Source organism: Desulfacinum hydrothermale DSM 13146 (assembly GCF_900176285.1).
GTDB lineage: Bacteria > Desulfobacterota > Syntrophobacteria > Syntrophobacterales > DSM-9756 > Desulfacinum > Desulfacinum hydrothermale.
Genome location: NZ_FWXF01000006.1, coordinates 182,291 through 198,036 on the forward strand (window position 1 = coordinate 182,291; position 15,746 = coordinate 198,036).

At 61.2% G+C, this 15,746-nt stretch carries 14 protein-coding genes; 3 read left to right on the forward strand and 11 right to left on the reverse strand.

Going from position 1 to position 15,746, the window contains the following annotated elements:
• Window positions 1-658 precede the first annotated feature (658 nt).
• The 3 genes from B9A12_RS07520 to selB are packed head-to-tail and all read left to right on the forward strand — an operon-like array spanning window position 659 to window position 3,821.
• On the forward strand, window positions 659-1,126 hold the full coding sequence (locus tag B9A12_RS07520; RefSeq protein ID WP_084057267.1) for a hydrogenase iron-sulfur subunit: 468 nt from the start codon (window positions 659-661) through the stop codon (window positions 1,124-1,126).
• 51 nt (window positions 1,127-1,177) lie between these two features.
• Window positions 1,178-1,864: a hypothetical protein gene (locus B9A12_RS07525; RefSeq protein ID WP_084057268.1), complete on the forward strand. Its 687-nt coding sequence runs from the start codon at window positions 1,178-1,180 to the stop codon at window positions 1,862-1,864.
• Window positions 1,857-3,821, forward strand: coding sequence for a selenocysteine-specific translation elongation factor (selB, locus tag B9A12_RS07530; RefSeq protein WP_084057269.1), 1,965 nt, complete (start codon window positions 1,857-1,859; stop codon window positions 3,819-3,821). The genes B9A12_RS07525 and selB overlap by 8 nt, the downstream gene beginning before the upstream one ends.
• 128 nt (window positions 3,822-3,949) lie before the next feature.
• On the opposite strand, the gene B9A12_RS07535 is transcribed toward selB, so the two are convergent.
• From B9A12_RS07535 to B9A12_RS07585, 11 genes are all read right to left on the reverse strand, one after another.
• Complete coding sequence (locus tag B9A12_RS07535; protein WP_084057270.1) at window positions 3,950-4,870, reverse strand: hypothetical protein; 921 nt, start codon at window positions 4,868-4,870, stop codon at window positions 3,950-3,952.
• Between the two features lie 82 nt (window positions 4,871-4,952).
• Entirely contained in the window at window positions 4,953-5,657 is a 705-nt protein-coding gene (locus tag B9A12_RS07540) for a phosphate ABC transporter ATP-binding protein (RefSeq protein ID WP_084057271.1), read from the reverse strand.
• A gap of 6 nt (window positions 5,658-5,663) precedes the next feature.
• Window positions 5,664-6,545 carry a PstA family ABC transporter permease gene (locus B9A12_RS07545; RefSeq protein WP_084057272.1) on the reverse strand — a complete coding sequence of 294 codons (882 nt, stop codon included), beginning with the start codon at window positions 6,543-6,545 and terminating at the stop codon, window positions 5,664-5,666.
• On the reverse strand, window positions 6,542-7,402 hold the full coding sequence (locus B9A12_RS07550; protein WP_084057273.1) for a PstC family ABC transporter permease: 861 nt from the start codon (window positions 7,400-7,402) through the stop codon (window positions 6,542-6,544). Before B9A12_RS07550 ends, B9A12_RS07545 begins: the two co-directional genes overlap by 4 nt.
• Window positions 7,399-8,235 carry a phosphate ABC transporter substrate-binding protein gene (locus tag B9A12_RS07555; RefSeq protein WP_084057274.1) on the reverse strand — a complete coding sequence of 279 codons (837 nt, stop codon included), beginning with the start codon at window positions 8,233-8,235 and terminating at the stop codon, window positions 7,399-7,401. Before B9A12_RS07555 ends, B9A12_RS07550 begins: the two co-directional genes overlap by 4 nt.
• A 144-nt stretch (window positions 8,236-8,379) precedes the next feature.
• Window positions 8,380-9,702: a (Fe-S)-binding protein gene (locus B9A12_RS07560; RefSeq protein WP_084057275.1), complete on the reverse strand. Its 1,323-nt coding sequence runs from the start codon at window positions 9,700-9,702 to the stop codon at window positions 8,380-8,382.
• Between the two features lie 225 nt (window positions 9,703-9,927).
• Window positions 9,928-10,686, reverse strand: a complete 759-nt coding sequence (locus B9A12_RS07565; protein WP_084057297.1) for an acyl-CoA dehydratase activase — start codon at window positions 10,684-10,686, stop codon at window positions 9,928-9,930.
• Window positions 10,687-10,700: 14 nt separating this feature from the next.
• Window positions 10,701-11,972: a double-cubane-cluster-containing anaerobic reductase gene (locus B9A12_RS07570; protein WP_084057276.1), complete on the reverse strand. Its 1,272-nt coding sequence runs from the start codon at window positions 11,970-11,972 to the stop codon at window positions 10,701-10,703.
• A 193-nt stretch (window positions 11,973-12,165) separates the two neighbouring features.
• Window positions 12,166-12,783: a class I SAM-dependent methyltransferase gene (locus B9A12_RS07575; RefSeq protein ID WP_084057277.1), complete on the reverse strand. Its 618-nt coding sequence runs from the start codon at window positions 12,781-12,783 to the stop codon at window positions 12,166-12,168.
• Between the two features lie 160 nt (window positions 12,784-12,943).
• Window positions 12,944-13,240, reverse strand: a complete 297-nt coding sequence (locus B9A12_RS07580; protein ID WP_170920429.1) for an FmdE family protein — start codon at window positions 13,238-13,240, stop codon at window positions 12,944-12,946.
• A gap of 81 nt (window positions 13,241-13,321) precedes the next feature.
• Complete coding sequence (locus B9A12_RS07585; protein ID WP_084057279.1) at window positions 13,322-15,484, reverse strand: TonB-dependent receptor; 2,163 nt, start codon at window positions 15,482-15,484, stop codon at window positions 13,322-13,324.
• Window positions 15,485-15,746 lie beyond the last annotated feature (262 nt).

The window sequence follows — 15,746 nt, forward strand, 5'->3', positions numbered from 1 at the left end:
TGACCCGTTGAAGTTCCACCGCCCCGGGGTGCTTTCTTGAATTCTCAGACAGCCCTGTGGGGCGGGTTCAAAACCCGCCCCGACGACGCGGGTCAAGGGCCGGCCTCGAGCCGGTAAAGGGGGTGAGGCAGGGCCAAGGGTGAGAGGTAAAAAGGTCCTTGAAGGTCAAAAGCCACAGCCTGGCCTCACCCCTTCTGCCAGGGGCTTGGACGATACCAAGGGGCTCCATCTATCCAATTTTCCTATGTGACTTATCGAAGCCTCTGCGCTATAGGTGGGCCGTCTTTCCACTCACAATGAGGAGTCCTTCATGGCGCGTCTTGTCGGCTTTACCTGAAGCGGCGTTTTTGCACCCACCCGTGCCAGGTAGGCAGTGGGCCGATCTGGAAGGCGCGTCTTTCCATCCTTACTTCCATCTTCCCATAGGCTTGATGCCGCACGACCCGCGGCCTGACACCTGCCGGGTATCCGAGGGGGCAATGGCGCTGGGCGCCCCACGGGCTGCAAACCCGTTGGCCCGGCCTCACCAGCCGGGAGGAGGTTCGATTCCCCTTGCCCCCTCCATTTCCATGCCCAGGGGACCGTTGACCGTGCACAGTCATTGGGGGAGGTCGTCTTGGATTCCACACGTGGCTTTCCAGAAAATCGGAGGGAAGGAATGGGTCCGCCCGGGTTCGAACCCCTGGTGGTCTGCTTCTGTTGTCAATGGTGTTCCTATGCGGCGGCGGACATGGCCGGTGCTATGCGGTTGAGTTATCCGCCCAACGTGCGGATTGTGCTGGTGCCTTGCACGGGGCGTGTCCAGGAGGAACATCTCCTGGCGGCTCTGGAAGCCGGGGTGGACGGAGTTCTGGTCTCCGGATGCCTTCCCGGTCAGTGCCATTATGTGAACGGCAACCGAAAGGCGGAAAAGCGGGTGGCACGGGCCCGCGCCATCCTGGAAGAGATCGGGGAGGACCCGGAACGCATCGGGATGGTCCACAATGCGGCGTCCATGGGGCCCCAGCTGGCACGCTGCTTTCGCGATACGACCGAACGCTTGAGGGCGTTGGGGCCCATCTTTCCGGTCTGGGATGGGTCGGGCGAGCCCAAACAGGCAGGACGGGAGGCGCAGTACAGGGAATGAAACGATGGCTTGTCCCGTCCCGGAAGCGATCCCCAAAGAAGGAGGTGAAACATGGGCGAGGTGGTGAACTTCAAAAACCATCGGCATGAAAAAGCGGCCGCTCGCGCCTTTCGGATCTGGCGCCCTCTGTTGGGGCGTCACGTGCGCCTGGATGCCGGCACGTGTTGGAGCGATCTACCGGATTCGGCCCTGTTTTTCCTGTGCCGGGAAACACCGGAAAGCAAGCTCGCTTTCTACGACTTCCTCATGGGCGCCTTGGGCCTGGGCTCCGGACACGAGCTGGAACAACAGGCGCCCCGGGATTTGATCGATCTTCTCAATGCCTATTTTTACTTTTTGGACCAGGCCCGCTTCGAGTGCTGCCGACGCTTGGATTGGACCGAGCCCACCGGCTTGGCCATGCGGCCGCTCATCGAGCAGGTGCTGGACCCGGCCGCCTACGACTACCCCAACCTCATGCAATGTCCCGTCCCCACACCGCAGCATCCCGCTTATGAAGCCTACCGAGCGGCATCCGGAATGGATAGGTGCGCCGTCCTGCGCAGGTGGCTACCGGAGGCGGTGGAACGGTTTGGATGGATGGTGGACGAATCCACGGAGCACGGACCTCCAGAACAAGTGTCCGTCGTGAGGCGTCTAACTGTAAGAGATGACGGAGTAAGAGTGAGGCACGACGCGGCACGCGCGGCCCCCGGACGAAAAGAGAGCCTGCACCGAGGGGAGGCTTCCCGTGATTAGGACCGTAACCATCGGCATCGCCGGCCACGTGGACCACGGCAAGACCAGCCTGGTGAGGCGACTCACAGGCGTTGACACGGACCGCATGCCGGAGGAAAAGAGGCGCGGACTGACCATCGAGCCCGGCGTGGCCCCCCTGCGTCTTACTTCCGGGCGGGTCCTTTCACTCGTGGATGTGCCGGGCCACAAGGACTACCTGCGAAACGCGGTGAGGGGACTGGCGGCCGTGCAAGGCGCTGTGCTCGTGGTGGCCGCCGACGACGGCGTCATGCCCCAGACCCGGGACCATTTGGACATCTTGCAACTGCTGGGCGCACGCACCGGAATGGTGGTTCTTTCCAAGGCGGACCGGGTCGATGAGGAGACCCTGGAGTACGCCCGGCTTGAAATCGAAGATCTGACGGAAGGCACCTTTCTGGAGGGTTGTCCCATCGTGGTCTTCTCGGCCCAGGACGGTCGAGGAACACCTCGGATCCTCAAGGAACTGGAGCGGCTGGCATCCCGGCTCGACGGAGGTGACATGGCCCGTCCCAGCCGAATATGGATCGACCGGGTTCGCAGCGTGGCAGGTCACGGGACGGTTGTCAGCGGGACCCTTCATTGCGGGGTCTTGAGGGAAAACGACCCGCTGGCGATTCTGCCCGCCGGCAGGCTCACGCGCGTTCGCTCCCTGGAGGTCCATCACCGGAAGGTGAAGCGAGCCCAGGCAGGGCAGCGGGTGGGAGTGGCGCTGCACCATGTGACCACCAAGGAGGTGGGGCCGGGCATGCTTCTGGCCCAGCCCGGCACGGTGGAGGCCGCTCCGTACCTGAACGTGGACCTGGGCATGCTGCGGAACGCCACTCACAAGCTTTTCCACCAGCAAAGGATCCGTGTGCATGTGGGAACGGCCTGCGTCCAGGGCCGGGTCCACCTTCTCCACAGGACTTGCCTGGAACCCGGCGAACAAGCGATCGCCCAGATCCGTCTGGAAGAGGCCGTCGGCTGTCTGGCAGAAGACCGCTTTGTGGTGAGCTTCCTGGGGGATTCTGCCATTGCCGGCGGGGGCCGGATTCTGGAACCCACCCGGGAAAAGCTCCGGCCCGCCAAGGCCGGGCGAATGCTTCCCTATCTCCACTGCCTGCAACGAGGTGACCTGGAGGGAGCCTTGGAACACCTCTTTGCCCGGTCCCCCTACACCCCCCTTTCCACAACCCAGGCAACCGTGGCCATGGGCTTCCGCAGGGAGGTCGTCTCCCAGGTGTTGCAACGCTGGTGTCAGGATGGCCGTCTGGTGGTCCTTGAAGACGGACGGTACGTGAGAAAAAGGGACCATGGGAATCTACGCCGCAAATTCCTCGATACCATGGTGGATATCCTTTCTTCGAACCCGCTCAAAGAATGGGTTTCCGGCGAAGAACTACGCGCCCGCGTCCACATGAAGCTGGACCCGGAATGGACCCGCCATCTATTGACGGACCTTTGCCGCCGGGGCCTCATGGACGATGGCGAAGGCGGTTATCGGATGCCTCAACGAAAACGCAACTGGACGCCCCACCAAAAGGAGATCCGAAACGCCATTTTGACTTTCGCTCGCCGGGCGGGGTTGAGCAGCTTTGCGGCCGGGACCTTCTGCGATCACCACCGGGGAAGGTTCCATCCATCCGAGGTTCAGCGGATCCTGGACCATCTGGCGGCGCAAAAGCACCTGGTCCGACTTCAGGACGGCCGTTACATCACCCGCGAGGCCCTCGCTGCCGTGGAGCAGCGGGTGCGGTCCTGGATTCAGGCCAAGGGCGCCTTGCGCCTGAGCGACTGTCCCCAGGCCCTGGGCTACGGACGTACCCGGGCCGTGGCGGTGCTGGAACATCTGGACGCCATGGGCGTGACCATCCGCCTGGACGATCGGCGCCTGCTGGCAAAAGATCATGCCGAGGCCTTCTGGCGTAAGGCGGGAACCGATTCGGTAAGTCCCTGACAGCCGGAGGCCACCCAAGCGGGTTCCAGTGGGAACAGCCCCTACCCGTTTCAGCACATACTGCCCTCCGGTTGGCGGAATCCCGCCGGAACCCGGCCGACCCGGAAGGTTTCCATCTCCGGCAAGCGTTACAGGGATGCCTGGGGAAGGCGAAGTTCGTAGGACAGGTAGACTTGGATCCCCTTTTCGGCGGCGGCCTGCTTCACCTGGGGGGACGCCTGGTAGGTGACGAGAACCGCAAAGACGTCGGTTCCCACAATCTTTCGGACCTTGGCCACCGTCTTGACAAAGCTGTCCACGTCCCGCTTTTTGAGCTGCGACTTGGCTTCGCCCAGGATGGCGGTGCGCCGGCCCTCCAGGCGGCCATATCCCCAGATGTTCACTTCGATGTAGCGATGGGGCGCCGTTTCCAGGAAAGTACGGACCAGCGGCGCTTCGATCGTCATGCCGAAATCCCGGGCCAAGAGATGCGGCAAGGCCCAGATGGCTTCGTCTTCCAAACGATAGCCCACTGTGTGGGCCAGGCCGCCCAGCATTTCCCGCGTCTTGCGGTGCTCGTCGGTCAGGGTGGCCAGCTTGATCTCCGTCTGCTTTTGGGCCTCGGCCAGCTCTTCCAGTCGCGCTTCCGTCCGGGCCTGGGCTTTAGCCAGCTCTTCTACTCTGGCCTCTGTCCTGGCCTGGGCTTCAGCCAGCTCTTCTACTCTGGCCTCCGTCCTGGCCTGCGCTTCAGCCAGTTCTTCGACCCGGGCCTCTGTACGGGCCTGGGCTTGGGCCAGCTCCTCAACACGCTCTTCCGTGCGGGCCTGAGCCAGGGCCAGCTCTTCCACCTTCTCGGTCAGCCGGTCGAGGCGCCGTTCGGTCCGTGCCTGCGCTTGAGCCAGTTCCTGCACCACCTGCTTAAGACCGTCAAACTCCTCTCGGGTGACCCGGATCTCGCGCACCCGATCGTCCACGATCGCCACGATCGTCTTATAAAGCTCGCTGTTCAGCCCCTGGCCCGTGCTCTGAGGCATGGTTTCTCCGCCTGAAATGCCTTTGCCTTTCGCCATGGTCTCCTTTTAACTTCCGGGCTCTGGGAAGGTCAATGCAAAGGCAATGGAACCACTTGATCTCCCTATGGCGGGACGGATTTCACGATAGGATCTCAAGGGTTTCATGGGCCACTTCGTAGACCTGATCCGCCAGGCGCTCGACCTGCTCCAGGTAGTGGGATACCACCACCAACGTGCATCGCCGTTTCAGGGTCAGCAGAAGGTCTTCGATGACCCCGGCCGCCCGAGCATCCAGGGAAGAGGTGGGCTCGTCCAAAAGCAGCACGTCGGGTTGCGCAGCCAGGGCCCGCGCAATGCACAACCTCTGCTGCTGCCCCCCGGAAAGGCGGCGCGCGTCTTCGTCCAGCCGGTCTTTGACCTCGTCCCATAAGAAGGCCCGCCGAAGGGCACCTTCCACCTCTTGCGCCACGAGCCGCTTGTTCCGTTGCCCCATGACCTTCAGGGGGAAAGCCACGTTGTTGAAAATGCTCATGCGAAGCGGATTGGGGGCCTGGAACACCATGGCCACTCGCCTTCGGAGTTCTGTTGCGGGAAAAGAAGGATCGGAAACCAGTCGTTCCCGACCATCCAGGCGGACCCAAACGCGGCCCTGGGCGTGGGCGCCCGGCACTTCCTCCCAAAGGCGGTTGAGAGCCATGAGGAACGTGCTCTTCCCCCGCCCCGAAGGTCCCACAATGGCCGCCAGCGCACCTTCCAAAAAGAGGGCGCTCACCTCACGAAGGACCGTCCGAGCTCCATAGCGAAAGGTCAGCCCCTCCACCCGGATTTTGACCACGGGATCCATAACACCTCATGCCCGATAAAGAGCCCAAGAGCCCACAGCCCTGCGAACAGCATAGGCCAGAGCGAACAGAGACACGCTTACCCCGAGGAGTATGAGCGCTGCAGCGAATCCCCGCTCCAGTTCCTCCGTCGAGCCGTATTGGGTCGATATGTAGTAGATATAAAAGGGAAGCGCCTCAAAAGGATCCAGCACAGACCGGGGCACGCCGGCCGTCACCACCACGCCGGTGAGCAGAATCACGGCCGTATCCTCCGCACATCGCCCCACCGCCAGCAGAAGACCGCTGGCGATGCCTTGCAAGCTATGGGGAAGAAGGACCCAAACGAGATTCTGGACCCGGTCCGCTCCCAGGCTTAAGGCCGTGAGGCGCACCTCCTGCGGCACCTCCTCCAGGGCCGACTGGGTGGCCCGAATCACGTAGGGAAGCACCAGGATCATGAGAGAAAAGGCGGCCACCAGCAGACAGGGCCCCAAACGAGGCGAAACGAGCTTATGTAGAAGCAAAGAGACGCTGAAGCCGAAAAGCCCCACGACCACGGACGGAATGCCGGCCAGCACGTCAAAAAAGACGGTGAGCACCTCTTTCAGGCGTCCCCGGGAAAATTCGGCCAGGTAGATTCCGGTGGCCAGACCCAGAGGAGCCGCCAGGGCCACGGCTCCTGTTACCAAAGCGACCGTTCCCAAAACGGCCGGCCACAGGCCATCGAAAACGGGGACTCCACCGAATAGGGCATCCCGGGCAGAGACGTCGCCAAAAAGGAGCTGGGCGTTCAGGTGCGGTAGTCCGCGCCAGGCCACAAAACCCACCACGCCCGCAGCCCCCGACACGATCCACAACCCCGCGGCGTAGCAGCCGCAACGAACGGCCCACGGCCAAATCCGTTTCATCGCGAGTTTTTCCTTGTTGCGGCGCGCATTTTCCATGCGCACAAGGCCGCGCAGCTGGTCAGGACATAGAGCACCATGCCGCAAAGAAAGATGGAGGCAAACTCCAGGCTCTGCAAGTCCGCGGCGATCACCAGGGCGATGTGGGCCGTGAGCGTTCTTGCGGATTCCAGGAAACCGGAAGGAACCTGAGCGGCATTGCCGGCCAGCATGAGGGCAATGAGGGTATCTCCCAGCGCGCGACCGAAAGAAAGAACCAGTCCCGCCGCCAGCCCCCTGCGCGCGGAAGGGATCACCACCCAGACGAAACGCTGGACGGGATCGGCGCCCGCAGCGGCCGCGGCCAAAAGGATCGGGCGGGGCACGGCAGCAAAGGCGTCGGAGAAAAAGAGCGTCATGGTCGGAGTAATCATGAGAGAAAGGGGCACCAAGGCGCTCAGCAGACACCGACCGGATCCCGCATGAAAGAGGTGCCGCACGGTGGGAACCAGCAAAAAGACCCCCACGAACCCATACACAACGGTTGGAAATCCTGTCATGAGTTGGACCAAGCGCCGCAATGGAACCGCAAGCATGGGCGGAGTCAGACCAAAGATCAACCCAGCGCACCCCAGACTGACGGGAAAGGACACCGCCAGGCTGCAAGACGCCAGGAGGAAACTGGCCACCATCATGGGCAAGATGCCGTAGCGCCCCTGAAGGGGCGCCCACGAACCTGTGAGAAGGTCGGATACCGAAAAGGAAGACAAGAGAGGGCGGGCCAAAATGAGCATGAAGATCAGGATGGAAAGCGGAAGAGCGGCGGCGCACAACGTGGCCGTCCCCAGGATCTTTCGAACCAGGCGTTCCCGACGGCTCATCGGTCTGCGGGGATGTATCCCTTGGAGGCAATGATCCGTCGACCTTCAGGGGCGAACAGCAGGTCCAGGAAGGCTTGCGCCAGGGCCGACGGCTGCCCCTTGGTGTTGCTGTAGAGCCCTCGGGCCACGGGATATCGACCGGACCGCACGTTTTCCAGGCTGGGCTCCACGCCATCCAGGGCCAGCGCCTGAACCGTTTCGTCCACGTAGCCGACCGATATGTAGCCGATGGCGGCGGGATCCGTGGCCACGGCCGTCTTCATAGCTCCGTTGGACGGCACCACATCGGCATCCTTTCGGATAGCCCCCTTGCCGAGAGCCTTCTTCCAGAAGACATGCCGGGTTCCGCTGGCCTCATCCCGCGTGAACACATGAATCGCCCGATCCGGGCCGCCCACTTCTTTCCAGTTCGTCACCCGGCCGGCGAAAATATCCTGCACCTGCCGAGACGTGAGCGATCGCACGGGATTTTCAGGATGGACCACCGCCGCCACACCGTCCACGGCCCATCGATGCAATCTCAGGCCATAAGCGCTGATCTCCTGGTCAGTGGGGCGACGCCCGGAATTACCGATATCCACCAGGCCTTCCCCCACCTGCTTAATGCCCACACCGGAACCACCTCCGGCAATGGTGATGCGAATGGCCGGGTAACGGGTCATGACTTCCCGGGCCAGGGCCTTCATGACCGGAATGTGGGCGGTACCGCCCGAAATCCTGAGGGTTCCCTCCAGGCCTTTGAATGCGTCGTAACCGCCCGCATGGACTCCGGTGGTCACCGCCAGAATGCAGGAAAGGACGCAAATGAAAAGAAATCCTCTTCGGTACGCCATCAATTCCCTCCTCGCCCGCCCCCTTGGGCAGGCCATTGAACCGGTGGACGGCCCGGTCAGGGGAGAGAACACGGAGGAGCCACCCCGCATTCCAAGAGTGGTCGGGAAACCATCCGGGCCGTCCACGCGCTGGCCGTCTGTCTGTCAGTATTCCATATCCAGGTCCACACCGAGCCGTTCCCATTGGGCCTTGGCTTCCTCTTCGGCCCGGGCCACTTCCTCATCGCTCCAGGGCTCCAGCACCAGGGTGTCGGCCACCAGCTCCCAGATGTATTTCACTTCGTAGTGGCAGTCCTCGGGATAGAACTTGGGGAGGCGCTTCATCATCTGATCGTGGCAGTTGGAACAGCCCACCACCACCACGTGGGCGCCGCTGTTTTTGATTTGGCGCACCTTGTGGCGTCCGTGATAGGCGGATTCCTCCTCAAAGGGTAAGGGCCACATGCCGCCGCCGGCCCCGCAGCAATAATTGCCGCTTCGATTGGGTTCCATGTCCACGAACTGATCCACGCATTGCTGGATGATCCAGCGGGGCTCTTCGTAATAGCCTTTGCCGAAGTTGCGTTCCAGCTCCCGTCCGTGTTTACATGAATCGTGCCAGGTGAAGACCTTTCCCGCGTTGCGGGTCTTGTCCAGGCGAATCCTCCCGGTTTCAATGATCTCTTTCAGGTAATCGTAGAGATAGATATAATCCACCCGGTTCGTGGGATCCTCCAGGGAACAGACCTTCATGCCCTTGCGGCATCCGTAGGATCCGCCGCCGCAGTCGGGCATGATCATGCGCTTTATGCCCAGTTGCTTCATGAGGTCGATCTTGCGTTTCGCCAAGATCTTGGTGGCCTCATAGTTTCCCGTGAAGAGCCCCCAATCCACCGCTTCCCAGTTTTCCGAAGGGATGGTCCAGTTTTCCCGGGCGGCGTAGAAGATCTTCCACCACCACTTCATGTCTTCATTGTCCGCAAAGACTTCCTTGCTGTTGGGAAAGAAGAGAATGTCCGCCCCTGGCTTGTCCACGGGCACGTAGAATCCGGGACACTCCTCTTCGGCCAATTCGGCCCCCAAATCCGCCATGAGAAAGAGATAGTCTTCCTTGGGGATGGCCATGTTGTTGCCCGTGGCCAGAACGTTTTCCACGCCCTTGTGCACGATGCCGGGCACCTGGTCCCGGGGCCGAAGGTGTTTCATGTGCCCCAGGATGGCCACGATGTCGATTCCCATGGGACAGGCGTGGGCGCAACGGCCGCACCCGGTGCAGACCCACGGGAACTTGGAATCGACCACCTCTTCCAAGAGCCCCATGGCCAACATGCGGATCACCTTGCGGGTGTCCCAGCCTTCCAGGCCCGGGGTGCCCGTGATGGGGCACCCGTTGGAACAGGTACCGCAGGTGAGGCAGAGGTTCAAATCGAACTGGTTCAGGTATTGGCGAACATCGTCTCGAAGCTTGCGCGGCGTCAGGGCTTCCATGGACCCTCCTCCTCCCTATGGGCAACTGGCGGTGCCGTATGGCGTCGGCTTGAACGATTGCAAGTAAGAATCTTTCGACTCCGCCTGAGGAGTAGCCGGATAGCCCTTATAATGCAAATAGGTAGTTCCGATGATACACCCCTCAGAGGATCGGCCAACCTGCCACCTTTAGATTCAACACAGAAAGGATCCACCGTTCATAGGACCCGTGGCGGGGAGGTGGGCTCATGGGCCCGCGCCCGCCAGGGCGGCTCCCAGAGCGCCCAGCACGTCCGGATCTGGAGGAACGATCACGTCTCCCCCCAGGGCTTCGCTCAAGAGGCGGCAGACGCAGCGGTTATGCGCCACACCGCCGGCGAAGACCACGGGGGACTCTCCGCCCACGCGGCGCAGCATGGCCAGCGTCCTTCGCACGATGGCACGATGCAGGGCCATGGCGATGTTCTGGGGTCGTTCGCCCCGGGCCATGAGCGACGTGGCTTCCGATTCCGCAAACACGGTGCACATGCTGTTGATGGCCACCTGCTTGTCCGCCTCCAGGGCAAAGTCACCGAAGGAATCCAGTGGAATTTGCAGGGAGGTGGCCATGAATTCCAGGAACTTTCCCGTCCCGGCCGCACACCGGTCGTTCATTTCGAACTTTACCACCGCACCTTGCGGGGACAGGGCGATGACCTTGGTGTCCTGGCCGCCGATGTCCACCACCGTTCGCGCCTCCGGCACCAGGTGGTGGACCCCCCGGGCGTAAGCCTGGATCTCGGTGATGGTCCGAACCGAAAGCTCCGCAAAGTGCTCCGCCACCAGAGCGCGGCCGTAACCGGTGGCCACCACGGGACAGCCATCGGCGTCGGCCAGCAACTTCCGGCACTGGGTCAGCGGATCGAAGGTGGTGGGCACCTTGTCCCACGTCCAAGCTCCGGTGGCCTGGTCCCAAACAACCCGCTCGATGGAGCGGCTCCCGATATCGATTCCGATCACGGCCATGGGCGCATCCATTCTCAGCGGATCATTTCCACAAAGGCTTCCACCCGGGTCTTGAGCTGCTCCACATCCTCCATGCTGTAGTCCGTTTCGATCGCCAGCATGGGGATGCCCGCGTCCCGAAGCGCCTTTTCCACCTTGAAGCTTTCCATGGCGTAGGGCTGGCAAAAGGACAGCCCGTAATGGATCACGCCTTGCACGTCCAGTGCGCGCGCCATGTCCACGATGTGTTCCAACCGCTCCTGGTTGGGTGTGAAGCAGGCACAGTCGATCTTCAGGTATCGGTCCACGATGGCGTCCAGCATCTCTTCCAGGGTCGTGCCGCCTTCATCCACCAGGTCCCGTGTGTTGCGAGTCCCGATGCACGACTCTTCGCCCACCACCACCGCGCCGGAAGATTCCACAATGTACGGAAGTTTCCAGTTGGGAACGGCCATGGGGCATCCGGAAAGCATGACCCGCACGGCGCCATCCGCCACTCCTTTTCCGCGACGGACCTTTTCTTCCAGCTCGTCACAGAGATCGTGGATCTTTTGTGTGAAACGCTCAGGATCGTCGTAGAAACTCACCTGGTTGATGAGCAGGGCATCGCGGCCGGAGATGGGCACCGGATGGGCGGCCCGCAGCCGGTTGAGGCGCTGGAGCACCCGACGGCGTCGGTTCATCAGCCCGATAGCCTCCCGCAGGTTCTCCGCCGTGATGGACCGGCCGGTCAGATCCTCCACGGCCTGTTTGAAGCGCAGCACCTCCGCCTTCCACAACGCCCGATCCTCGGACCGCTTCATCTGGGGAATTTCCATCACATAAACGGGCGCATAATCGGAAAAGGTCTCATAGGCCTTCTTCTTGCCGTCGCAGGTGGTTTCCCCCACCACCATGTCACACAACTCCGTGAAGGGACACAGGCGGGCCAGTTTGAAGCCCACAAAAGACTTGATCAGCGCGCAGGTGTTGCGGGGAAGGATCTTTTCCGCCGCCTCCGTGCCGGCTTCCGCCCCGGCGCAAAGCCCCACCTGGATGGCGTCCGCCGCCCAGACGATCTCTTCGGGCACAAAGACGCAGAACGTGCCGACCACCTTGCGTCCCTGGGCCCTGGCCTCATCCAGTTCCCGAATGCGAAGCCCGTGGATCTCGGACAGCACAAAATCCAGGTATTCCATGCCCCGCAGGCGTCCCTGCTGGCTCAGATAGATGTCACCGTAGAACTTTCCCAGCACCTCCAGCAGGGACGCATGGGCCTCCAGGTCCAAACCCAACCGCTCCCACATGGCCTCATGGCTTGCCGTCATCGCTTTCCTCCTTCCACACGCGGCACCTCGAACATCGTGCTCGGACACAATTTTCCCCATCCGGAAACCGGATGGGGTTCACCGCATGTTTCTAGGGGATGCTGGAAGGAGGGGCAAATAGGAAATGGCGGGCATTTTGGATGCAAGCAATCGGTATTATCTATGATTCGAGCAGAACTTCCCACGCGGGTCGTCAGGGACGTTTGGAATACCAGTACCAGGCCGAAGGATGCCCCTTTTCCTGACCCACCACCACACGTTCCTTTTGGAACCGGTCCCCGATGAGCGCTTCCACTTCCTGGGGAGAAATCCCCCACACACCGCCTCGCCACGGCCGGGGCATCCAGGCGTAGAGCATGTAGCAGCCGCCCGGAGCGGTGAGCCGGTCCAGGTTGCGGGCGTATTGCCTTCTCTTTTCGTCGTTGAGGATAAAAAGGCATCCGATGTCGAGCACATAATCGAAGGGACCTTTCAGCATGGAAAGGTCGGTCACGTCGGACACGTGGAAGGTGACGCCAACGCCCGCCCGAGCCGCCTTTCGCCGCGCGGCCTCAATGGCTTCCGGGGCGAAGTCCACGCCCGTCACGTCCCATCCGTGGCGGGCCAGCGTAATGGCGTTGGTTCCGGTCCCGCAGCCCAAGTCCAGGGCCCGTCCCGGAGGGGTCCGTTGGATGAACTCCATCACTTCAGGCGGCGTGATCTGGGTGTCCCACGGCGTCTTTCCCCTGCGGTAGAGCCACCGGAATTTCCAAGGGCTTCGCTCGAAGCGCTCTTTGAGACCCAAAAGGCGCCTTCGGATTTCTTCCCGCATGGTCACATCTCCTGAGTGCTCGCTCCACACTTCGTGGTTCGTCCTGTTAGCTTGGGAGAAGATCCCATCCAGTTCGTCTTTCCAGACCACCCCGACTGTCGCCTGCGCAACTGGTAAGAAGGAAGTTACCTATACTTATGTCGCTTTGGAGCAAGTCCCGTCAAGGAAGCAACTCGACTTCTGTGCCAACCGAACCAGGGGGATCCGCCTGGACAACCGACGAAAACTCGCCCCGGCCGGTCCGTCTACTGATAAGGGACAGGGCCATCTTGCTGCAATCCTTAAAAAGAAAGTTGCCCTTGCCGAAGGAACATCCCATCAACACTTGGCCGGGATCGGCCGACCAGGGATCGGTTTCCACGATGGGCATCAGCGCGTGGTCCTGAACCCGCAGCGCTTTCAACCTTTCCATGGTCATCCTGGCCGCCTTACAGTCGATGGAAAACCCCGGCCGCACATGGCCAGGAAAGATCTCATATCTCTTGAACTCTTAACTTTCGAGAATCTGCTCGGCTTTCATAGTACCTCTCCATACGGCTCAAAAGGTGATTTTCACGGCGGCGAAGAAGGTTCGCCCAGGAGCCGGAAAGTTCAAATCCTCCTCGTAGGTTTCGTCGAAGAGGTTCTCCACTCCGGCGCTTAGAAAACCCTGCCACTTGGTCTTCCTGATGGGCACCCGGACCAGCAGGTCCACCACGGCGAAGGAATCCATCTTCTGAAGCGTGACGGTGCTTCCCACGGGAGCGCCATCGGGTGAACTGTTTTCAGGAGAGTCCGGATCCCCGAGATAAGGCACCTTTCGCTCATCCACCCATCGAAGGCTCGCCTTGGCAAGAAGCCCACTTTTCCATTGGGCCTTGACGCCCAGATTCACCTTCCACTCGGGAAGCTCCGACAGTTCATCGGTGAGGTCATTGGAGGCATCCAGCACATCTCCTTCTTTTTTGGTGGTCTGCCAGGCCACGTTTCCGAAAACGGAAAACGGCCCCCAAATCCGACTCTCCTCCTCCAATTCCACGCCCTGTAGGGTCACACGGTCCACATTGTAGACCACCCGGCTGGGTGCATAGCCGAAGATCCAGCGAATGTAATTGTCCACGCGGTAATGGTAATAGGTCAAGGTAACGGACGTGCGGGGAAGGCCGTTAAAGTGCACTCCGCCTTCCAGCTGCACGGCGTCCTCATAGGTGAGAGGCTTTCGCACCACGTGGGAATTGGGATCCACTTCGGGCCGGTAGCCTGCATAATACCAGTAGAAGGCCGGATTGTCCGGAAAGCGAGTGGCGCGGGCCACGTGCCCGAAAAGGGTGAAGTGCTTCATCGGCCCCAGAGTGAAGCCGAACTTGGGAAGTAAGGTCTCTTCGTCGAAGCGCGCCGTGCCCGACTCATAACCGGTCGGCTTCCCTTTGGTGCTGTAACCCGTCACCTGGTCCACAGACCTGTCGCCGAAATAGTCTTCGTATCGCAGTCCCGCATAGAGGGCGAGCCAGTCCAGAACCTGCCATGTATCGTCCACATACACACCGTGATAGCGCGTGGCGTCCCATTCGTCGTTTACGTCGGAAGGCGGCCGAGAGAAGTAGCCGTCTCGCACGAAGGAGTATTTCGTCCCGCCGTATCCCTGGTAGTTGCCGTCGGCACCGAAGCCGATTTGGTGGCTCCCCCACGTTTTTGCCAGCCGAGCCACCCAGCCCCAGCTTCTATCCGGCACGGCTTCCCTTTCCAGGACCTTGACACCCTGCGCATAAGAATAGATGTGGTCCGTGCGGTCTTCGTTATTGAAATAGAGCTGCCACTCCGTATCGAAGCCGGCCACACTTTTGCGGATACTCAGATCCAGTTCCGTTCGTTCCTTGTGGTAATAGCTTTTGTCCCCGTGGGTGTCTCCGGAAGGAAAGCGGATTCCGGGCCCCACCAGGTGACTGCCGGCGCTTTCAGGATAATGGGAATCGTAGCCGGGCAGATCCTTGTCGTTTTTGACCGGCATGAAAAAGTCGCCTTCCGTGTGGCGGGCACTCAGGCGCACCTGTCCGTCTTCCCCCCAAAACCAGTACAGATCGCCGGAAAAATGGCTTCGTTCCACCCGGCTGTTTCGGAGATTTCCGTCGGTTTCCACGTAATTTCCAGCCGCCCGAACCCCCATCGGTCCAGATCTGCCGGAAACGAAGCCCCCGAAGGAATAGGTATCGTAACGCTTCGCGCCCCCCTCCAAAGAAACGCACCATTTTTCAGGCGGCGCCACGGGCACCAGGTTGATGGTACCTCCCAGGGTGTTGCCATATTTTGCGCTGAAGGCCCCCTTGCCGATTTCCACCGCCCGCCAGTCTTCGGCCACCAGGGAGCTCCAGTCCACAAACTGCCCCCCCATGACACCGGTGCCGTTGAGGGGACGGCCATCCAGCAGAATAAGAGAACGCCTTTCATCCAGTCCGCGGATCCGCACCTGGCTGCTCTTGGGTGTGAGCACACCCCGGCGCTGGACATCCAGCCCCGTCTCCTTGTCCAGCACCTGGGGTACGGTCGTCCCCACAGCTTTCCGCTCCTCAGCGAGACCCACCCGGTGGACGTTCTGTTCCGCCGCCACACCTTTTCCGGCCGTTACCACGATGGGTTCGAGTTTGACAGATTCCTGCGCCCAAACCCCTGTTCCCCACAAGATGACGGTCAAGGCCGTAACCAACCATCGGTTTCTTTCTCCCATCTTCTGCCTCCTTTACGAGTCATCGCATTCGGTCGGATGGGCTTCGTGCCGTCCGATGGTCTCTTCGTGAGGCATCCGCTTCGCCACTCTTTGCACTCAAAAGCCGACTTCGGCTCCCGGCGTTCCGAAATCCTTCACCATGTCTTGATACACGGGAGTTCCCACAAAGAAGGAAAAGATTTCGTCCGCCTTGAGGGCCAGGTCCACGTGGGCGAAGCGATCCGGATAGAGAAGCTTGCCCACCACGTAGGCATCCACCAGG

Excerpts from the sequence above, each read along its gene's own strand:
- B9A12_RS07570 (WP_084057276.1), bottom strand. The coding sequence starts at position 11,972 with ATGACGGCAAGCCATGAGGCCATGTGGGAGCGGTTGGGTTTGGACCTG.
- B9A12_RS07545 (WP_084057272.1), bottom strand. The coding sequence starts at position 6,545 with ATGAAACGGATTTGGCCGTGGGCCGTTCGTTGCGGCTGCTACGCCGCG.
- B9A12_RS07585 (WP_084057279.1), bottom strand. The coding sequence starts at position 15,484 with ATGGGAGAAAGAAACCGATGGTTGGTTACGGCCTTGACCGTCATCTTG.
- B9A12_RS07560 (WP_084057275.1), bottom strand. The coding sequence starts at position 9,702 with ATGGAAGCCCTGACGCCGCGCAAGCTTCGAGACGATGTTCGCCAATAC.
- B9A12_RS07520 (WP_084057267.1), top strand. The coding sequence starts at position 659 with ATGGGTCCGCCCGGGTTCGAACCCCTGGTGGTCTGCTTCTGTTGTCAA.
- B9A12_RS07575 (WP_084057277.1), bottom strand. The coding sequence starts at position 12,783 with ATGCGGGAAGAAATCCGAAGGCGCCTTTTGGGTCTCAAAGAGCGCTTC.
- B9A12_RS07550 (WP_084057273.1), bottom strand. The coding sequence starts at position 7,402 with ATGAGCCGTCGGGAACGCCTGGTTCGAAAGATCCTGGGGACGGCCACG.
- B9A12_RS07540 (WP_084057271.1), bottom strand. The coding sequence starts at position 5,657 with ATGGATCCCGTGGTCAAAATCCGGGTGGAGGGGCTGACCTTTCGCTAT.
- B9A12_RS07565 (WP_084057297.1), bottom strand. The coding sequence starts at position 10,686 with ATGGCCGTGATCGGAATCGATATCGGGAGCCGCTCCATCGAGCGGGTT.
- B9A12_RS07555 (WP_084057274.1), bottom strand. The coding sequence starts at position 8,235 with ATGGCGTACCGAAGAGGATTTCTTTTCATTTGCGTCCTTTCCTGCATT.
- B9A12_RS07525 (WP_084057268.1), top strand. The coding sequence starts at position 1,178 with ATGGGCGAGGTGGTGAACTTCAAAAACCATCGGCATGAAAAAGCGGCC.
- B9A12_RS07535 (WP_084057270.1), bottom strand. The coding sequence starts at position 4,870 with ATGGCGAAAGGCAAAGGCATTTCAGGCGGAGAAACCATGCCTCAGAGC.